At 60.3% G+C, this 18,398-nt stretch carries 14 protein-coding genes; 8 read left to right on the forward strand and 6 right to left on the reverse strand.

What is annotated here, in order from left to right:
• Positions 1-7: 7 nt before the first annotated feature.
• Both CTT34_RS14405 and CTT34_RS14410 read left to right on the forward strand, forming a co-directional pair.
• Positions 8-1,237: a nucleoside recognition domain-containing protein gene (locus CTT34_RS14405; RefSeq protein ID WP_159343049.1), complete on the forward strand. Its 1,230-nt coding sequence runs from the start codon at positions 8-10 to the stop codon at positions 1,235-1,237.
• A gap of 85 nt (positions 1,238-1,322) precedes the next feature.
• Positions 1,323-2,189, forward strand: coding sequence for a DMT family transporter (locus CTT34_RS14410; protein ID WP_159343050.1), 867 nt, complete (start codon positions 1,323-1,325; stop codon positions 2,187-2,189).
• Here CTT34_RS14410 and CTT34_RS14415 read toward each other — a convergent pair.
• The 5 genes from CTT34_RS14415 to CTT34_RS14435 form a co-directional block, all read right to left on the reverse strand.
• Entirely contained in the window at positions 2,186-3,202 is a 1,017-nt protein-coding gene (locus CTT34_RS14415; RefSeq protein WP_159343051.1) for an asparaginase, read from the reverse strand. The genes CTT34_RS14410 and CTT34_RS14415 overlap by 4 nt on opposite strands.
• Positions 3,203-3,246: 44 nt before the next feature.
• On the reverse strand, positions 3,247-4,710 hold the full coding sequence (locus CTT34_RS14420; RefSeq protein ID WP_159343052.1) for an alanine/glycine:cation symporter family protein: 1,464 nt from the start codon (positions 4,708-4,710) through the stop codon (positions 3,247-3,249).
• 239 nt (positions 4,711-4,949) lie between these two features.
• The gene (locus CTT34_RS14425; RefSeq protein ID WP_159343053.1) at positions 4,950-7,133 is read right to left on the reverse strand and encodes an OsmC domain/YcaO domain-containing protein; all 2,184 of its coding nucleotides are present in this window, start codon (positions 7,131-7,133) and stop codon (positions 4,950-4,952) included.
• Between the two features lie 108 nt (positions 7,134-7,241).
• Positions 7,242-8,126: an alpha/beta fold hydrolase gene (locus CTT34_RS14430; RefSeq protein WP_159343054.1), complete on the reverse strand. Its 885-nt coding sequence runs from the start codon at positions 8,124-8,126 to the stop codon at positions 7,242-7,244.
• A gap of 30 nt (positions 8,127-8,156) precedes the next feature.
• Complete coding sequence (locus CTT34_RS14435) at positions 8,157-9,041, reverse strand: LysR family transcriptional regulator (protein WP_159343055.1); 885 nt, start codon at positions 9,039-9,041, stop codon at positions 8,157-8,159.
• Between the two features lie 119 nt (positions 9,042-9,160).
• Between CTT34_RS14435 and CTT34_RS14440 the strand changes: the two genes are divergently transcribed.
• Positions 9,161-10,171 carry a zinc-binding alcohol dehydrogenase family protein gene (locus CTT34_RS14440; protein ID WP_159343056.1) on the forward strand — a complete coding sequence of 337 codons (1,011 nt, stop codon included), beginning with the start codon at positions 9,161-9,163 and terminating at the stop codon, positions 10,169-10,171.
• A gap of 111 nt (positions 10,172-10,282) precedes the next feature.
• Positions 10,283-11,086, forward strand: a complete 804-nt coding sequence (locus CTT34_RS14445) for a helix-turn-helix domain-containing protein (RefSeq protein WP_159343057.1) — start codon at positions 10,283-10,285, stop codon at positions 11,084-11,086.
• An 11-nt stretch (positions 11,087-11,097) separates the two neighbouring features.
• Here the strand turns inward: CTT34_RS14445 and CTT34_RS14450 are convergent, their stop codons facing one another.
• The gene (locus tag CTT34_RS14450; protein ID WP_159343058.1) at positions 11,098-11,685 is read right to left on the reverse strand and encodes a TetR/AcrR family transcriptional regulator; all 588 of its coding nucleotides are present in this window, start codon (positions 11,683-11,685) and stop codon (positions 11,098-11,100) included.
• 215 nt (positions 11,686-11,900) lie between these two features.
• Here CTT34_RS14450 and CTT34_RS14455 point away from each other — a divergent pair, with 215 nt between their 5' ends.
• Genes CTT34_RS14455 through CTT34_RS14470 form a run of 4 tightly spaced genes read left to right on the forward strand, consistent with a single transcriptional unit; the run spans position 11,901 to position 18,394 of the window.
• A complete protein-coding gene (locus CTT34_RS14455; RefSeq protein WP_159343059.1) occupies positions 11,901-13,106 on the forward strand; it encodes an efflux RND transporter periplasmic adaptor subunit in 1,206 nt (401 codons plus the stop codon).
• Positions 13,103-16,201 (forward strand): efflux RND transporter permease subunit, encoded by a 3,099-nt coding sequence (locus CTT34_RS14460; RefSeq protein ID WP_159343060.1) that lies wholly within the window; start codon positions 13,103-13,105, stop codon positions 16,199-16,201. The genes CTT34_RS14455 and CTT34_RS14460 overlap by 4 nt, the downstream gene beginning before the upstream one ends.
• Positions 16,201-17,625 (forward strand): ATP-binding protein, encoded by a 1,425-nt coding sequence (locus CTT34_RS14465; protein ID WP_159343061.1) that lies wholly within the window; start codon positions 16,201-16,203, stop codon positions 17,623-17,625. The genes CTT34_RS14460 and CTT34_RS14465 overlap by 1 nt, the downstream gene beginning before the upstream one ends.
• 22 nt (positions 17,626-17,647) lie before the next feature.
• Positions 17,648-18,394, forward strand: coding sequence for a response regulator (locus CTT34_RS14470; protein ID WP_159343062.1), 747 nt, complete (start codon positions 17,648-17,650; stop codon positions 18,392-18,394).
• The last annotated feature ends 4 nt before the right edge of the window (positions 18,395-18,398 follow it).

The raw sequence follows: 18,398 nt of genomic DNA on the forward strand, positions 1-18,398 counted from the left end.
ACCCGCCATGCTCAACGGAATCTGGTTAAGCTTCTTTATTGCCGCCTTTGCGGCATCGCTCTGGCAGTGGCTGGTGGGTGGCGACAGCGACGTGTTTGCCCGCTTGGTGCAGTCGCTGTTCGATATGGCAAAAGTGAGCGTCGATATTATCTTGGTGCTGCTGGGCACCATGACGCTGTGGCTGGGGTTTCTTTCCATTGCCGAAAAGGCGGGGTTGATACGACTACTGGGGCGGGTACTCGACCCGCTGTTTAGCCGCTTGATGCCAGAAGTGCCCCGTGGCCACCCGGCCATGGGGCTAATCAGCATGAACTTTGCGGCGAACATTCTCGGCCTGGATAACGCCGCCACGCCGATCGGCATTAAAGCGATGCATTCGCTGCAAAGCCTTAATCCCAGCAGTGAGACCGCCAGCAACGCGCAAATCCTGTTTTTAGTGCTTAACACGTCGTCGCTCACCCTGCTGCCCGTCACTATTTTTATGTACCGAGCCCAGCAGGGAGCCGCCGACCCGACGCTGGTATTTTTACCGATCTTGTTAGCGACAAGCGCCTCTAGCCTGGCTGGGCTGTTGGCGGTAGCGGTGATGCAGCGTTTAAAGCTCTGGCACCCGGTCGTGTTGGCCTATTTAGTGGCGGCTGCGTTAGCGTTAGGGCTATTGATCACTACCTTAGCGGGGATGTCCGCTCAGGCGCTAGCGGCGGCCTCAACCCTAGTGGGCAATTTGACCCTATTTAGCATTGTTATCATGTTCTTAGTCGTTGGCGCGCTGCGCGGAGTGAAGGTATACGACGCCTTTATCGAAGGGGCTAAAGAGGGCCTGAGCTTTACCATCACCCTACTGCCCTACCTGATTGCCATGCTGGTAGCCGTGGGAGTGCTGCGCGCCAGCGGCGTGCTGGATGCCGGGCTTGGCGGTATCCGCTGGCTGGTTGAGGGCATCGGCTGGGACACCCGCTTTGTGGATGCGCTGCCCACCGCCTTTGTGAAGCCCCTCTCCGGCAGTGGCTCCCGTGCCATGATGATTGAAACCATGAACACCTTTGGTGTCGATAGCTTCCCTGGGCTACTGGCGGCCACCTTCCAAGGCAGCACCGAAACCACGTTTTACGTGCTGGCGGTTTACTTCGGTGCCGTAGGCATCACCCGCATTCGCCACGGCTTGGGCTGCGCGTTAGTAGCCGACGCGTCGGGCATTACTACCGCCATTGTTGTGTGTTACTGGTTCTTTGGTTAAGAAGTGACTCTCACGCTTTCGTTCACTGGTGACAGCGTCTACCTTTCAAGGCCACGCCAAACCATTCATGGACGAAAGGTGAATCATGCCAGGCGCCAGCACGATGTTAATTGCGCTCGCGGCGCTCTTCTGGGGTATTTCTGGAGGCATCGCGGGGATTCTGTTAGATAGCGGCTGGGACGCTGCCGTGGTCTCGTTTTATCGCGGCTTTGTCGGGCTCGTCTTCGCACTGGTGTGGCTTGTATTGCAACGGGGCAGTCGCGGCTTGGCCAGCCGTTCGCTATGGTGCTGGTCAGTGGTGGCGGGCCTGGGGGTGGCGGGCAACTTTACCTTCTACTTTCTCAGTATCGAACACGGCAGCGTGGCGGTGGCGGCTACCCTGATGTACTGCGCTCCGGTGTTTGTCTATCTGGCTTCGTTTGCGCTCAAGCTTGAGCGCCCCACAGCGGCAAAGTGGCTGGCCATCGCGCTGGTCATGGTCGGCGTGGTGCTACTGACCAAGCTGTACGCCATTGGCTCAGGTGACCTGTCGCTGATGGGCGTCGCCACGGGTCTACTGGCGGGACTTTCCTACGCGCTGTTCATTTTTGGTTTCAAATACGCCGCGCCCCATGGAAGCCCCTCCGCCGTGCTTTCGATTGCCTTCACGGTGCTGGCCGTCGTTCTGATTCTGCCAGCCGATCTGTCTCAAACCATCAGCGTGGTCAGCGCACCAGAGCTTCCGCTGTTTATGGCGTTAGGTATTTTGGGCGCGGGCCTGTCGTTTCTGCTTTATGTGGTAGGCATCAAGCACGCCGCCCCGGCGTTAGCGTCCATGGTGGCCATGGTCGAGCCGGTCACCGCCACTCTGTTTGGGGTGGCGGTGCTGGGTGAAAATTTGGAGATGATTCAGATGGTCGGCATGGGGATTATCTTACTGACCGTGACCGCACTGAGCGTGACATCCCGCTAACGGGCCGTCGCTTCACCGCGAATGGGCGCACTGAGCGCTTTGCGCAGCGCTGGCCCAGAAAGCCCTTGGCCAAGCAGCACGGTAAGCTTCGCGACGGCAGCTTCCAGCGTGATATCGCCCCCGGCGATCACGCCCGCTTGATTGAGTGCCGCCCCCGTGGCGTAGGCGCCTTGAACGACCTCCCCCTGGGCACACTGAGTGACGTTGAGCAGCGCCACCCCCCGTTCGTTAGCGGCTTGCATGGCGTTTAGCAGTTCACCTTCAAAGCTTGGTGGATTGCCCACGCCGTAGCTTGAGATCACCAATCCTTTGAGAGTGGCATCTTCCAGCAGCGCTTTAGCACGCCGTAGCGACATTCCTGGATGCAGCGGCAGTACCGCCACCGCGTCGTCGTCTAGCTGAAGGGGTGAAAAACTGGGCTCCCCGCTGAGCAGCACCGACGGTTGGGGAAAGGTAATGCCAATACCTATCTCGGCCAGCCAAGGGAAGTTGGGAGAGTCGAAGGCATCCAAACCTTGCGTGCGCACCTTGCGGGCGCGGTTGCCGCGCAGCAGCCGGTCATGAAAGAGCAGGCTCACTTCGCAGGGGGTAGCCGGATGAGCGGCCAGCTGTAGCGCGCTGACCACGTTGTTCAGCGCGTCGCATCTTGGCTCACCCAGCGGAATTTGAGAGCCGGTGAAGATCAACGGCTTGTTGAGCGCACCGAGCATAAACGACAGCGCCGCAGCGCTATAGGCCATGGTATCGGTGCCATGCAGGATGATGAACGCCTCGTAAGCCTGCCAGTGGCTTTCCAGCGCTGCTACGAGGCGATTCCACGCCTCGGGCATCAGTTCGGCGCTATCGATCAGTGGCTGCATTTCCACCACATCGAAAGCAGGCAGCCGATAAGGGTCGCCCAAGGCCAGGTGCGCCGCTAAGCGCTCGGCCAGCCCCGCGCTGGGCACGTACCCCTGGGGCGATGGCTGCATACCAATGGTGCCGCCGGTGTAGAGCATGAGGACGCGGGGCATGGGCGCTCCTTACCTGATGTACAGTCGAGTGAACAGAACCGAACTTACTTCGCCGGCGCGCTTTCCAGACGCTGCTTCAGCGCTTCGGCCTCTTCTGGCTCCAGTTCCCACGCTTTAGGATCCAGGTCGAGATCCGGGTGCTGATTAGCGTCGAAAATCGGCTGTTTGATGCCCTGACGGCGCTGGCTATCGAAATCGTTCATGATACGCAGGCCGCATTTGAACAGCAGAATCAGCGCCACCAAGTTCACCACCGCCAAGAGGCCCATGGTCACGTCGGCAAAGCCGAACACGGTGCCTAGATCCGTGGTCGCGCCCCAGCACACCAGCAGCACAATCGCCACGCGGAAGGCGTTGAACAGGTTCTGGTTATCGCGGCTGAAGAAGTTCAGGCTGTTCTCGCCCAGGTAGTAGTTGTACAGAATGGTGCTGAAGGCGAACAGCAGCAGCGCCAGGCTCACAAAGGTACGGCCCCACTCGCCCACGTGGTCTGCCAGGGCAGCCTGGGTCAGCGCAATGCCTTCTACGCCCGCTCCGGCGGCCGGGTCGTATACGCCGCTAAGCAAAATCAAAAACGCCGTAGCCGAGCAGATAATCACCGTATCGATAAACACCGAGAACGCCTGCACGATGCCCTGGTTGGCCGGGTGCGGCACGTAGGCAACGGCGGCCACGTTGGGCGCACTGCCAAGGCCCGCTTCGTTGGAGAACAGGCCGCGTTTCAAGCCCATCATGATGGCAGCGCCAATACCGCCGCCCACCAGCGGCTCCAGGCCAAACGCGCTCTTCACGATCAGCGCGATCACGCCAGGAATCTCAGTGATGTTCAACGCAATGACCAGCAGCGCCACGGCGATATAGCCCACGGCCATGAACGGCACCAGATACTCGGAAATACGGGCAATACGCTTGATACCGCCAAAGATGATCAGCCCCACCAACATGGCCAGCGCGATACCGCTGTACAGCACCGGCACGCCAAAGGCGTCGCCAAACGAGGTGGCAACGGCATAGGACTGCAGGGCTGTAAAGGCAAAGCCGAAGGTAATCAGCAGCAGTACCGAGTAGAACGCCGCCAGCCAGCGCCACTGCTTACCCAGGCCTTTGACGATGTAGTACGCCGGACCGCCACGGTAGGTGCCGTCGCCCTCGGCCTCTTTATAGGTTTGCGCCAGCGTACACTCCAGAAAGCTGGTGGCCATGCCCATCAGGCCTACCAGCCACATCCAGAAAACGGCACCGGGGCCGCCCAGCGTAATCGCCACGGCCACACCAGCGATATTACCGCCGCCTACACGGCCAGCCACCGACAGCACCAGCGCCTGGAAGGAGCTTAAGTGGCCGTGCTGATTACGCTTGAAAGCTTGTCCTGAGCCCAGGATGCGAAACATTTCACCGAAGTAGCGAAACTGCACAAAGCGGGAGGCAATGGTAAAACCGATCCCCACTCCCACCAGTAAAACGAGTAGAACCTTCCCCCAGAGGAGGTCATTGAGCATATCGAGCATGGGATACTCTCCGCGTTATTATTGAGCGTTATGGAAGTTGCGTCGTTAACGACCGCGTCTTTTTGCTATTGAGATGCGCGAAGAGTGTTGTACCAAGCCAAGCCTGCAATGAAATTTGGCGCAGCGGTGCAGTTGGTTGCACTCACTGCGCCAATCACTGCACCAGAGTGCACCACATAAAAAACGGTGCGGGCCACTGAAGGCCACGCACCGCTGTTTTTGCTCACCGATAACTGCCGTTAGAGGCCCGCTTTTGCCGCCCGCGCTGCGTGAAGCTTCTTGTAGCTTTCGATGAGGCGCTGGTGGCGATCCAAGCCCTCTAACTGCATATTGGTGGGCGTGAGGCCGTGGAAGCGCACGCTGCCGTCTACTGAACCCACGACCGCCTCCATGGTCGCTTCGCCGAACATGCGCTTGAAGTTGGGCAGGTAGTCATCCAGCGCCAATTCGTCGTCCAGCTCAATTTCCAGCACCGCGTTCACCGCCTGGTAGAACAGGCCGCGCTCAACGGTGTTGTCGTTGTACTGAAGGAACATCTGCACGCAGTCCAGCGCCTCTTCATGGCGGCCAAGTGCTAGGTAGACCAGCAGTTTCAGCTCCAGGATGGTCAACTGGCCCCACACGGTGTTCTCGTCGAACTCGATACCGATCAGCGTGATGATATCGGCGTGGTCGTCCATCTGGCTCTCTTCCAAGCGCTCGACGAGATCGGTGAGCTGCTCGTCATCCAGGCGGTGCAGGTTGAGGATATCTTCGCGGTAGTCCAGCGCCTTGTTGGTGTTGTCCCAAATCAGGTCTTCGATGGGGTACACCTCGGAGTAGCCCGGCACCAGAATGCGGCAGACCGGCGCGCCTAAGTCTTCATGCACCGCCATGTACACTTCCGCGCCCAGCTCTTCGAAAATACCGAATAGGGTCTCGGCTTCCTCTTCGTTGCTGCCGGAGAAGTCCCATTCGCTGAACTCGAAGTCAGGCTTGGCACTAAAGAAGCGCCAGGAGACCACGCCCACCGAGTCGATGAAGTGCTCGACGAAGTTGTTGGGCTCAGAGACGGTCTGCGAGTTGAAGGTTGGCAGCGGCAGGTCGTTCAGGCCTTCGAAGCTGCGGCCTTGGAGCAGCTCGGTCAAGCTGCGCTCCAGCGCCACTTCAAAGCTTGGGTGGGCACCGAAGGAGGCAAACACGCCGCCGGTGCGCGGGTTCATCAAGGTGACGCACATCACCGGGAACTGCCCGCCCATGGAGGCATCTTTGACCAACACTGGGAACCCCTGGGCTTCCAGAGCGTTAATACCCTCTACTATGCTTGGGTACTTTGCTAACACTTCCTGCGGTACATCCGGCAGGGTTAGCTCCTGCTCAAGGATCTCCCGCTTCACCGCCCGCTCGAAAATTTCTGAAAGGCACTGCACCTGGGCTTCCACCAGGGTGTTGCCCGCGCTCATGCCGTTGCTGAGGAACAGGTTTTCAATCAGATTGGAGGGGAAGTAGACCGTTTCGCCATCGCTTTGGCGCACAAAGGGCAGCGAAACGATGCCGCGATCTTCGCGGCCCGAGTTGGTATCGATCAGGTTCGAGCCACCCAGCTCGCCTTCCGGGTTGTAAATCGCCAGGCAGTGCTCGTCGAGAATGCCTTTCGGCAGCTCGTCATTCGGTCCTGGCTTGAACCACTTCTCGTTAGGGTAGTGAACGAATTCGCTGTTCGCGATCTCTTCACCGAAGAACTGATCGTTGTAGAAGAAGTTGCAGCTCAGGCGCTCGATAAACTCGCCCAGCGCTGAACAGAGCGCGCTCTCTTTGGTCGCACCTTTGCCGTTGGTAAAGCACATGGGCGAAGCCGCATCGCGGATATGCAGCGACCACACGTGGGGCACGATATTGCGCCAGGAGGCAATCTCAATCTTCATGCCGAGGTCGGCCAAAATACCGCTCATGTTGGCAATGGTCTGCTCCAGCGGCAGGTCTTTGCCTTCGATGTAAGTGCTGCCCCCTTCCGGCGCCCCCATCAGCAGCGCCTGGGCGTCCTCGTCGATGTTCTCGACCACTTCGATCTGGAACTCGGGGCCGGTCTGAACGACCTTCTTCACCGTGCAGCGGTCGATGGAGCGCAGGATGCCTTCGCGATCCTTTTCCGAGATATCTTCCGGCAGCTCGACCTGGATTTTGAAGATCTGCTTGTAGCGGTTTTCCGGATCGACGATGTTGTTTTGCGACAGGCGAATGTTCTCGGTGGGAATATTGCGCGCGTTGCAGTACACCTTGACGAAGTAGGCGGCACACATGGCCGACGACGCCAGGAAGTAGTCAAACGGGCCAGGGGCCGAGCCGTCGCCCTTGTAGCGAATCGGCTGGTCGGAGATGACCGTAAAATCGTCGAACTTGGACTCCAGGCGGAGGTTGTCGAGATAGTTAACTTTGATTTCCATAAGCGGGCGTCCGGAGTAATGAGTGTGCCTGAGCGCCAACGCATCAGGCGAATGGCGGCCATTATCCAGTTTTTTGCCCGCTTCGTCTTGGGCAGTCGCGTGAATCGCTTATTGCGGAACCAGCAAGAACGGCAGCGCTTCCTCTAACAGCACGTCAGGAATCTCTTCGGCGATATAGTGCCCGCAAGGCAGCGCCTTGCCTTCTACCTGGGTCGCTACCTTGCGCCACTCGCCCAGGGCATCAAAGCAGGCTTTAATCGCCCCTTGGGCACCCCACATCACGTTGATGGGGCAGGTCAGTTTCACACCCGCATCGATATCCGCCTGATCGTGCTCTAAATCGATAGTTGCGCTGGCGCGGTAGTCGCCGCAGATACCGGTGGCCGTGCCGGGAAGCGCCAGGCAGCGCTCGTACTCCGCCAGCGCTTCTGGGGCGAACGGTGCCATGCCCGCGCTGCGGGCGCCCATCACGCTTTTTAAGTACTGAGCGGGATCGGCTTGAATCAGCATTTCTGGCAGCGGCTGAGGGCGAATCAGAAAGAACCAGTGCCAGTAGCTGCGGGCGAACGCCTCGTTGGTGCCACGGTACATGGCCAGCGTGGGGGCGATATCTAAAAGCACCATGCGCTCGACGCGTGCTGCGTGGTCTACCCCTAAGCGGTGTGCCACCCGCGCGCCACGGTCGTGGGCCAGTACCTTGAAACACTCGAACCCCAGCGCGCTCATTAGTTCGGCCATATCGGCGGCCATGGTGCGCTTGGCGTAATTGAAGTGCTCTGCGTCGTCATCCGGCTTACCGCTATCGCCGTAACCGCGCAGGTCGGCGGCAATCACCGTAAAGTGCTGGGCAAGCGTGCCCGCGACTTTGTGCCAAATCATATGGGTCTGCGGGTGGCCGTGAAGCAGCAGCAGCGCCGGGCCGCTGCCGCCCATCCGATAAGCAATATCGACGCCGTTAACGCGGCGTGTCTGTTTCTCAAACCCCTCAAACATGGCTAGCTCCTCGCGGATAGATAATGCTCTTCACTTGGCGTCCTCTTGTAACCGTTCGATCAGAAAGTCTTTCAGCGCGACCACAGCCGGCGTGAGCGACAGCCGATGCGGGCAGACGAGATACAGCGGCGCGGGCTCGGTAGCAAACGAGGCCAACAGCGCCACCAAGCGGCCTGCATCGAGGTCTGCCTGAACATCCAAGCGAGATTTGTAGGCAATGCCCTCTCCCGCCAGCGCCCAGCGGCGCACACACTCGGCATCGTCGCTCACCCGATTACCCTGCACGCTGATACGCTCACTGCCGAACTGCCATTGGTTGTGCACCCGCTCACCTAGGTTGAAGCAGAGGCAGTTGTGCTGGCGTAATTCATCTGGAGTGGCAGGCTCGCCGTGGCGCGCGATATAGCTTGGCGCTGCGCACACCACTCGGTGGTTATCGCTTTTTAGCGGCAGGGCTACCAAGCTGGAATCCTCCGGCACGCCGTAGCGCAGGGCAATCTCCACCGGCTGGCGAAACAGATCGCTCACCCGGTCACTCACCCGAAGCCGCAGGCGCAGCTGCGGATGCCTTGCCATAAAGCGATCCAGCCAGCCCAGCAGCACGTTGCGGCCTAGATCAGACGGCATGGAAAGGCTGAGTTCTCCCGCAATATCTTGGCGCTCGCGGTGCAGTTCTTTTTCCCCTTCGGCAAGGGCACGCAGCGCCGTTTTCGCATGCACTAAATAGTGCGCACCGGCGGGGGTTAGCCGCAAGCTGCGGGTAGAGCGTATCAGCAGCCGCGTGCCTAACGCGTCTTCAAGCCGTTTGATCGCCACGCTAGCCACCGCCGGGGTAATCGCCAGCTCCCGCGCGGCGGCGGAAAGGCTGCCGTGCTCGGCGGCGTAGACAAGCACGTTTAGGTCATCGGTACGCATGGGTCGATGGCGCCCTTATTTTCAAAGAAAATGAGAAACTGTTAGCTACATTAGCCCTCTTTTTCATAAAACGACACCCAGGCATGATGACGCCATTCATCATCCCTCAGAGAGCCACTATGAAAGCATTTGCGTTTACCAAAAGCCTGCCGATCGATCATCCAGACGCCCTGCACGCCGTCGAGCTACCGCTGCCCACCCCCGAGCCCCACGATATTCGCGTCGCGGTGAGTGCGGTTTCCGTTAACCCGGTGGATGCCAAGGTGCGCAAGAGCGCGCTGCCCGAAGGCGGCGAGCCGCGCGTGCTGGGTTACGACGCGGTGGGCGTGGTCGATGCCGTGGGCAGTGCGGTCACTCGCTTTCAGCCGGGTGACCGGGTGTGGTACGCGGGCAGCATCGCACGCCAAGGCTCCAACGCTGAGTACCAGTTGGTCGATGAGCGCATCGCCAGCCTAGCGCCGAAGAGCCTCTCCGACGCCCAGGCCGCCGCCCTGCCGTTAACCGCCATTACCGCCTGGGAACTGCTGTTCGACCGCCTAGAGCTGGGCATGCGCGACACCAAAGGCAAAACCCTGTTAGTGGTAGGCGCTGCGGGGGGTGTTGGCTCGATTCTGATTCAGCTCGCCAAGCAGCTCACCGATATCACCGTGATTGCGACGGCCTCTCGCCCGGAAAGCCAAGCCTGGGTCACGTCGTTAGGCGCTGATGCAGTGATCGACCACCACCAGCCGCTGGATGAAGCGCTCAACGCCGCAGGCTACGAGCAGGTGGATATGGTGATCAGCCTGAACCAAACCGACCACCACTTTGAGGCGATCATCAATGCCTTGAAGCCCCAGGGTAAACTGGCGCTGATCGATGACCCGGAGCTGATCGACGTGCGCAAACTCAAGCTCAAGAGCCTGTCACTGCACTGGGAGCTGATGTTCACGCGGCCGCTGTTTACCACCGAGGACATTGCCAAGCAGCACGATTTATTGGCTGAAGTCGCCACCATGGTGGATAGCGGCCGTTTAACCACGACGCTGGGCGAGGTGCTTGGCCCCATCACTGCCGACAATCTAACGCGCGCTCACGCGCTGATCGAGAGCAACCGCACCGTGGGTAAGCTGGTGTTAGAGGGCTTCTAACCACGCGCACCGCTTATTTTAAGCGGACGTAAAGAGCGAGCCGTTGCACTCTTGGGCGCAAGGCGGCACATTAGCCGCACCGCCACCGCCCAAGAGCCTCGAGTCTCGCCCATGCATGATGAATTTGTGGCCAATTTGCGCCTGCTGTGCAGCTACTACCCTTCCATTGCCGACGTGTGTCGTCGCCTGCCCATCAACCGGGCGCAGTTCAACCGCTACCTCAGCGGACGCTACTACCCCAGCCATGCCGCGCTCCAGCGTATTTGCCACTTTTTTGGCGTCACGCCGGACGACATTGCCATGCCTCACCACGATTTTCGGGCGCTGGTACAAACCGGCCAGCTCAATGCCGACACCGCGAGCACCTCGCTGCCCTGGCCCAACGCGCTAATTCAGCGCGGCAGCGAAGGCATGGAGCGCTATCTAGGGCGCTATTTCGAGCTTTATCACTCTATGTCGCGCCCCGGCTATTTAATGCGCACGCTGGTGTGTTTGGAAGAGCGAGAAGGTGGCGTGGTGTATCAGCGCACAGAGCGAATGCAGGTGGTGCCGGGTAAGCGCCCCTGCCATAACCGCTATGTCGGGGCGGCGGTCAAGCTGGCCGACCGGCTGTTTTTGGTAGACCACGAAACCCTCAACGGTCACGAGATCACCCAGACCATTCTATTCCCCAGCTTTCAAAGCCAGGTCACGCGGCTAACGGGCCTGAAAATGGGCGTGGCAGATAATAGCGAGCGCATGCCTTGCTGCGTGCGCGTGGTTTATCAACGCTTGGATGAGCAAATTAGCCTGCGAGACGCGCTGTCACAGTGCGGCTTGGTCGCGCTGGATGACCCGTCGCTGGATGCCTCGCTGCTCGCCGCCGTTAACAACGACGTGCCTAGCGGGGATTACCACTTCCGCGCCCGCCATTGATGCTTGGCAGGCTAGCGGGGGGGCAGTACGTGATCGAACAAAATGGCCTCGAAGTGTTCCATAGGAGCCAGAGATTTAAGCGTTTTGGCCCGCAGAATCGCCCCCTCCCAACCGGAGAGAATAAAGCTGGCCAGCGCCTCAGGAGCAACGGCGGTATTGATCGTGCCGTCGGCTTGGGCTTGGCTCAAGCAGACCACAAAGCGTTTTTCCCAACGCTGAAACACCAAATTCAGGGCGTCACGGAAGGTATCACTCTGCCCGGATAACTCCTGGCCCAGATTACCGATCAAGCAGCCGGTGGTGTGATCGCAGTCGAGCATATGGGCGCGCCCGGTGGCAAAGTAGCGGCGCAAACGCTCAAGGGGCGGCAGGGAGGAGTCTTCCAGCAGCGCCGCTAACGACGCATCGTAATCGTCGGCGAAGCGCTCAATGACCGCCAAGCCGAAATCTTCTTTGCTAGAAAAGTAGTGGTAGAACGAGCCTTTGGGGACACCGCAGGTTTTTAATACAGCATTGATACCCGTCGCGTTATAGCCCTGCTGGGCAATCAGCTCGGCACCAGAATCAATGAGTTTGTCGCGGGTGGCGGTGTTTTTCATAACGTCATACAGACCAGGGAGTCTATGGCTTTTCATATGAATGATGGCAGCTATTGCTTGCTGCGTCAGCGTTTGGTGCAAAAAAGCCCCGTCACGTCGGGTTGCACACTTTTTGCACAAAGCTTACCTAATCGCTGCGTGGCAATCGGTGATGCTAGCATGATACGCGCTCTTTTCTGGAATTTTCGCTCTCAGCCAACGGATAACGCCCGTCCATGACCCCCTCTCGCTCTTACGCTTTTTCTCAGCAAGGTCGCATCGGCTTCGGTGCTCTGGCAGCGCTATTGGTGTTTGTCGGTGGTTTAGCTCTCGCTTGGTGGATCGTTAGCCAGCCACCCCGGGTCGAGCGCCGCCCGCCGCCACCGCCAACGCCGCCGGTGGTCGATATCATCACCACGGAACAGCAGGTGCAATCCCCCACGCTGAATGGCTTTGGCCGCGTTGAGGCAGAAAAATCCACCGAGCTTGCCAGCCGCGTAGCGGGCCAGCTAGAGCGCTTTGGCGATGGCGTGCTGCCTGGGCGAGTCGTGGAGCAAGGGGAGCCTGTGGCCCACATCGACCAAGCCGACCTGCGCTTAACGTTAGAAGACGCCGAAGCCCAGTTGGCGAATGCCCAGGCGCAGCTCGCCTTAGAGCAGGCCGAGCAGCAGCGCGCGCGCAGCGAGTACGAATCCTTTGGCCGCCAGCTCAGCGCCGAACGCCGCGCGCTGGTACTGCGTGAACCGCAGCTCCGTCAGGCCCAAGCTCAACTGACCCAAGCCCGCGTGATGCGTGACCAAGCGGCGCTCAACCTAGAACGTGCGACCTTAACCGCCCCGTGGCGCGCCATGGTGCAAGAGCGTTTGGTGGGCGCTGGCAGCCTGCTGAGCCAAGGCACCGCCGTGGTGAGTTTGGTTGGCGTCGAGCAGTTCTGGGTGCGCGCCTCGCTGCCGGGCGAAACGCTGAATTGGCTGTCGCCGGGGGGGAGCGTCACGCTGACCAGCCAAGGCTGGCCAGAAGGTGCCTCACGGGAAGGCACGTTGCTCTCTATTCTGCCCAACCTCGAAGAGAACGGCCTTCAGGCCCAGCTGTTGATCGCCGTGGATGATCCGCTGGCGCTCAACCAGGACGGCCCCGCCCTGCGCTTGGGCGATGTGCTGCGCGTGGCGTTTCATACAACCGCCGAAGAGCCCTTGATTGCGCTGCCCTCAGCCGCACTTCGCCCCGGCGAGCAGGTGTGGTGGGTGGATGAGGATAATCGCCTGCAGAGCACCCAGGTCACGCTCGCCTATCGCGGCCAGGAAGAAGTGCTGATACGCAGTGGCCTGGAGCCCGGCCAGCGGGTAGTGACTGCCGGGCTGGCCCAACCCCGAGAGGGCCAGGAAGTGCGGATTCGCCAGCGTGGCGATACCCCTGCTCAGGATGAGGGAGCGGCGCAATGATGCGTAAAGGCCCGTTGGCGTGGATGGTGGATCACGGCGTCGCCCCTAACCTGATGATGGCACTGTTTATCATCGGCGGGTTAATGGCATCGCTGGCGATTAAAAAAGAGGTCTTCCCTGAATTCGAGACCGAAATCGTTCAGGTCACCATCAGCTACCCGGGTGCCACGCCGGAGGATGTAGAGCAGAGCCTGCTGCTGCCGGTCGAGGCCGCGATTGCCGATGTGGAAGGCATCGATGAACTGACCGCCAGCGCCAGCGAAGGCAGTGGCGTGGTGAGCGCCACGCTGATTGATGGCGTGGACGTGATGCGTGCTTATCAGGATATTCAGCAATCCGTGAACGCCATCACCACCCTGCCCGCCGCCGCCGACCCGCCCCGCTTCACCCTGGCAGGCCGCTCGCGCAGCGTGGTCAGCCTTCAGGTATATGGCAACGTGGGCTTGGCCGCGCTTCACGACGCCGCCGAGAACGTACGCGCCGAGCTGCAGGCCACCAGCGGCATTTCCCGCGCCGAGCTTTCCGGCAACCGCGAACGGGAAATCCAGGTTCATTTGGATGACGAGGCCATTGAGCGCTACGGGTTGGATCATCAACAGCTGGCGGGCCGCATCGCCGAGGAAGCGCTGGACCTTGCCAGCGGCCAGCTCACAACCGACGAGGGTGAGTGGCTGATTCGCTACCAGGGGCGGCGCAACAGCGCCGAGGAGTTTGCCGAACTGCCCATCTTGACCACCGCCCAGGGCGCGCCCGTTATGCTCGGCGATATTGCCAGAGTGAGCGAAGGCTTTGCCGAAACCGACCGGGAGGAATTTTATAACGGCCAACCGGGGCTATCGGTGGACGTGTATCAAATCGGCGACCAAACGCCCACTGGTATTTCCAATGCGGTTTACGGCGAGTTGGAGCGGCTGCGGGCCAACCTGCCCGATGGCGTCAGCCTGGACGTTTCACGGGATAGCTCGGAAGTTTACGAAGACCGCCTCAGCCTGCTGCTGAAAAACGCCTGGATGGGGCTAGCGCTGGTACTGATTTTGATGGCGCTATTTTTAGAGGCGCGGCTGGCCTTTTGGGTCACGCTAGGCATTCCCACGGCGTTTTTAGGGGCCATGCTGTTTCTACCCTGGGTCGGCGTGTCGCTCAATATGATGTCGATGTTCGCCTTTATCATCGCCCTCGGCATCGTGGTGGATGACGCCATCATGGTGGGGGAGAACATCTACAGCTATCGAGAGCAGGGTTACTCGCTGCGAGATGCAGCGGTCAAAGGCGCTCAAGAAATTGCCACTCCGCTGACCTTTGCCATCCTCTCCAATATCGTCGCGTTTCTACCGCTCTTATTCCTGCCGGGCTTTTTGGGGCTGATTTTTGCCACCGTGCCGGTGGTGGTGATCACGGTGTTCGTGATTTCGCTGGTAGAAGCGCTGTTTATTCTGCCCGCCCACTTGGCCCACGCCAGCAAGCCCCGCCAAACGCCCGCGTGGCAGCGGCCTATCGAAGCGGTGCGACTCAGTATGCAGCGCGGTTTGCATCATTTTACCTATCAACAGTTTGAGCCTCTGTTACAGCGCGCGCTCAATCAGCGCCTGCTCACCGTCGCTATGGGCGTCGCCATTCTCTGCGTGACCATGGCCTGGGCGATGAGCGGGCGGTTAGGTTTTTCGCTGATGCCTCGGGTCGAGTCTGATCAGGTACAAGCCACCGTCACCCTGCCAATTGGCAGCCATATCAGCGTGAGCCGTGAGCTAAGCCAACAGCTCCTCGATGCCGCTGCGCAGCTCAGCGAGCAGGAAGAGACGCTCACCTTCAGCAGCACCCGCAGCAGCCTGGATGGCGAAAACCTGGAAGTACGTTTGGATATCGCGCCGGAAAGCCTCGATGCCTGGCCTCCTTCTCGCATCGCTCGGGAGTGGCGGGATCTCACCGGGGATCTGTTAGGCGCGCAGTCGGTACGTTTCGAGTCTGACGTGGGCGGCCCCGGCAGCGGCGCGGCCCTTAGCCTGCGCCTCTCCCACCCCAATACCCAAGTACTGGAAGCCGCCGCCGCCAGTTTGGCAGAACGGCTGGGGGAGTATGGCTTAACCGATATCGACAGCGGCCTGGGCGATGGCAAGCCGCAGCTTGAGATGCGTCTCTCCGCCGAAGGGCGTTCACTCGGGCTGACCGGCAGCGACCTCGCCCAGGCGCTGCGGGGCCCGCTGCAAGGGGCCACGGCGGTGGAGCAGTTTATCGGTCGCCAGGAGGTGAGCGTGGAAGTGCGCCTGCCAGAGCAGTCGCGCAACAGCCTTAGCGAGCTGTACCGCCTGCCGGTCAGAACCCCCGACGGGATGAGCGTGCCGCTCTCTAGAGTCGCGGATATCACTCTGAGCCAAGCCTCTAGCAGCCTGCAGCGTATCGATGGGCGGCGGATTATCACCGTCACCGCCGATTCAGAGGGCGACCAAGCGATTAACCAAGTGCTCGCCACCCTTCAAGAAGAGGTCTTCCCCACGCTCAGCAACACCTGGCCAGGGCTTGAAGTGAGCATGGGCGGCCGTCAACAGGATACCGCCGACAACCTCGCCACCCTGCGTAATGCCATGTGGCTGATGTTAGCGGCCCTCTATGCGCTGCTCGCCATTCCGTTCAGAAGCTACCTGCAGCCGCTGTTAGTGATGGCCGCGATTCCGTTTGGTATCGTCGGCGCCGTGGGCGGTCATATGCTGATGGGCTTTGGGCTGTCGATCATCAGCCTATTAGGTATGCTAGCGCTCTCCGGCGTGGTGATTAACGATGCGCTGGTGTTGATCGACTACGCTAACCGTAAGCGACGGGAAGGCATGGCGCCTCGCGAAGCGATTGTGGCCGCCGCCACCCGACGCTTGCGGCCGATTATGATGACCACGCTGACCACGTTCCTGGGGCTTGCGCCGATGATTCTGGAAACCTCACGCCAGGCACGCTTTATGATCCCCATGGCGATTTCGCTAGGCTTTGGCATGCTCTTCGCTACCATGATTCTGCTGCTGGTGGTGCCCTGCCTCTATTTAGGGCTGGAAAACCTGCGTGAACGGTTAAGCGCCCCACGCCAGCCTAGCCAGCAGGGCATAAACTAATGAGTAGATGGACCCGACTGCGTCAGTGGCGGCCCTCGCGGCTGGGGCTAAAGCTGTTTGTAGCGATTCTCAGTGTCAATGTTGCGATTGCCGCCAGCGTGTTTCTGGCGGTCTCTTACAGCATCGACCGCGGCTTTCTTGAGTATCTCAATCAAGCCCAGGAGCGGCGGGCCACGCTGCTCGCCGATGGACTGATTACCCGCTGGGAAACCCAGGGCGACTGGGCGTGGTTAGAAACGTCGCCTGATCGTTGGCCCTATATTGTGCGCTTTGAGCTCGGCCAGGAGCATCGCGACCGCCCCTCTCCCCTTGGCGAAGCTGAGGATTTTGCTCTGCGCGATAGCGAAGGGGATTATGTCGTACCACCTGCGGATGCACCCCGTGGCTCAATGGGCTGGCGCTGGCTGACGCTATACAGCGAAATGACCCAAAGCGGCCAGCGGGAAGCGATTGGTGCACTGGGTTTTCGCCCGCCGCAGGAGATGATGGAGCGCATGGAGAGCCGCTTTCTGGAGCGCCAGCAGCGTAACCTAGTGCTTATCGTGATCTCGCTAGGGCTGGCCTCGCTGCTGCTGGCAGGCGGACTCTCCTGGTGGCTGGGTCGACGCACCCGCGCCTTGGCCGGTGCTACGCTGCGCTTAACCGAAGGCGACTACCATACCCGCCTGCCAGAGCGTGGCAAAGACGAGCTTTCCCGCCTAGCCCGAGATTTCAACGTGCTGGCCGCCACGCTTGAAGCCAGCCGTGAAGCCCGTGCCCGCTGGGTCTCGGACACCGCCCATGAGCTGCGCACCCCGCTGGCCGTGCTGCGGGGTGAAATTGAAGCCATGCAGGACGGCATCCGCCCGCTGAACCAGGAAAACTTAAGTTCGCTGGCTCAGGAAGTGGCTCAGCTAGAGCGCTTAGTAGCCGATTTACGCCTGCTCTCCCAAAGCGATGCGGGCGCGCTGGATATCCAGCTTGCCCCCATGAACCTGAGCGAAAGTCTGGAAAGCCGCCTTAACGACGCCGACCGCTGGCTGGAAGAGAGCGGCCTGACCCTCACCACGGCCCTGGCCGATGATGTGATGATTCGCGGCGATGCCCAACGGCTGCGCCAACTGTGGAGCAACCTGCTGGATAATAGCTGTGCCTACACCCAGCCGCCTGGAAAGCTGAGTGTTTCCCTTATCTGCGAACGGGGCGACGCGGTGATTATCTGGCAAGATAGTGCCCCCGGCGTTCCTGAAGAGGAGCTGTCACGTTTAACCGAGCGGCTCTACCGCGTGGAGGGTTCCCGCAACCGCGCCAGCGGCGGAAGCGGCCTAGGGCTTTCCATTGCCAGCGCGCTGGTAACGGCCCATGGTGGTACCCTCACCCCCAGCGCTTCGCCCCTTGGCGGCTTGACCTGGACCCTGCGGTTTCCGCTGTTAACCGTCTCTTAACCCGACCCTAAGCGAGCTTGCGATGACCCAGCGTGCTGAACACCCCGAGGCTCCCGCCCAAGACGGTCTCTCTCAGGAGACGTCCCTACTGATCGTGGAGGACGAGCCTAAAATTGCCCGCCTCATGGCGGACTACCTGCAAAGCAATAACTTCGCTCCGACCATTATCAGCCATGGCAGTGACGTCATGCCCTGGCTGACCCAACACTCGACGTCGCTGGTGCTGTTGGACGTGATGCTGCCGGGCAAAGATGGCCTGACGCTCTGCCGAGAAATTCGCCAACAGTGGCCGACCCTGCCGATCATCATGGTCACCGCCAAAGTGGAAGAGGTGGATCGTCTCCTCGGGCTCGAACTGGGTGCCGATGATTACATCTGCAAACCCTTTAGCCCGCGCGAAGTGGTGGCACGTGTCAAAGCCGTGCTGCGCAGAAGCCATGCCGCCGCCCAGGGCGATGCCCCAACCACCGCCAAGCATGCCCCGGTGACGCTGGACGAAGAGGGCTGGCAGGCGCTCGCCAATGGCCATGACCTAGGGCTGACCGCCGTGGAGTTTCAACTGCTGCGCGTGATGATGCAGTCGCCTGGCCGGATCTTCAGCCGCGAGCAGCTGATGGATCATATGTACCGCGACAACCGCATCGTGTCCGAACGCACGGTCGACAGCCACATCAAGAAGCTGCGTAAAAAGATCACCGAAGCCCTGCCCGACCAGGAGATCATCCGCTCGGTGTATGGGGTCGGCTATAAGTATCAGCCCGAGGGGTAAGCCA

Source organism: Halomonas meridiana, from assembly GCF_009846525.1.
In the GTDB taxonomy this organism is placed as follows: domain Bacteria; phylum Pseudomonadota; class Gammaproteobacteria; order Pseudomonadales; family Halomonadaceae; genus Vreelandella.

Excerpts from the sequence above, each read along its gene's own strand:
- CTT34_RS14405 (WP_159343049.1), top strand. The coding sequence starts at position 8 with ATGCTCAACGGAATCTGGTTAAGCTTCTTTATTGCCGCCTTTGCGGCA.
- CTT34_RS14410 (WP_159343050.1), top strand. The coding sequence starts at position 1,323 with ATGCCAGGCGCCAGCACGATGTTAATTGCGCTCGCGGCGCTCTTCTGG.
- CTT34_RS14415 (WP_159343051.1), bottom strand. The coding sequence starts at position 3,202 with ATGCCCCGCGTCCTCATGCTCTACACCGGCGGCACCATTGGTATGCAG.
- CTT34_RS14420 (WP_159343052.1), bottom strand. The coding sequence starts at position 4,710 with ATGCTCGATATGCTCAATGACCTCCTCTGGGGGAAGGTTCTACTCGTT.
- CTT34_RS14425 (WP_159343053.1), bottom strand. The coding sequence starts at position 7,133 with ATGGAAATCAAAGTTAACTATCTCGACAACCTCCGCCTGGAGTCCAAG.
- CTT34_RS14430 (WP_159343054.1), bottom strand. The coding sequence starts at position 8,126 with ATGTTTGAGGGGTTTGAGAAACAGACACGCCGCGTTAACGGCGTCGAT.
- CTT34_RS14435 (WP_159343055.1), bottom strand. The coding sequence starts at position 9,041 with ATGCGTACCGATGACCTAAACGTGCTTGTCTACGCCGCCGAGCACGGC.
- CTT34_RS14440 (WP_159343056.1), top strand. The coding sequence starts at position 9,161 with ATGAAAGCATTTGCGTTTACCAAAAGCCTGCCGATCGATCATCCAGAC.
- CTT34_RS14445 (WP_159343057.1), top strand. The coding sequence starts at position 10,283 with ATGCATGATGAATTTGTGGCCAATTTGCGCCTGCTGTGCAGCTACTAC.
- CTT34_RS14450 (WP_159343058.1), bottom strand. The coding sequence starts at position 11,685 with ATGAAAAACACCGCCACCCGCGACAAACTCATTGATTCTGGTGCCGAG.
- CTT34_RS14455 (WP_159343059.1), top strand. The coding sequence starts at position 11,901 with ATGACCCCCTCTCGCTCTTACGCTTTTTCTCAGCAAGGTCGCATCGGC.
- CTT34_RS14460 (WP_159343060.1), top strand. The coding sequence starts at position 13,103 with ATGATGCGTAAAGGCCCGTTGGCGTGGATGGTGGATCACGGCGTCGCC.
- CTT34_RS14465 (WP_159343061.1), top strand. The coding sequence starts at position 16,201 with ATGAGTAGATGGACCCGACTGCGTCAGTGGCGGCCCTCGCGGCTGGGG.
- CTT34_RS14470 (WP_159343062.1), top strand. The coding sequence starts at position 17,648 with ATGACCCAGCGTGCTGAACACCCCGAGGCTCCCGCCCAAGACGGTCTC.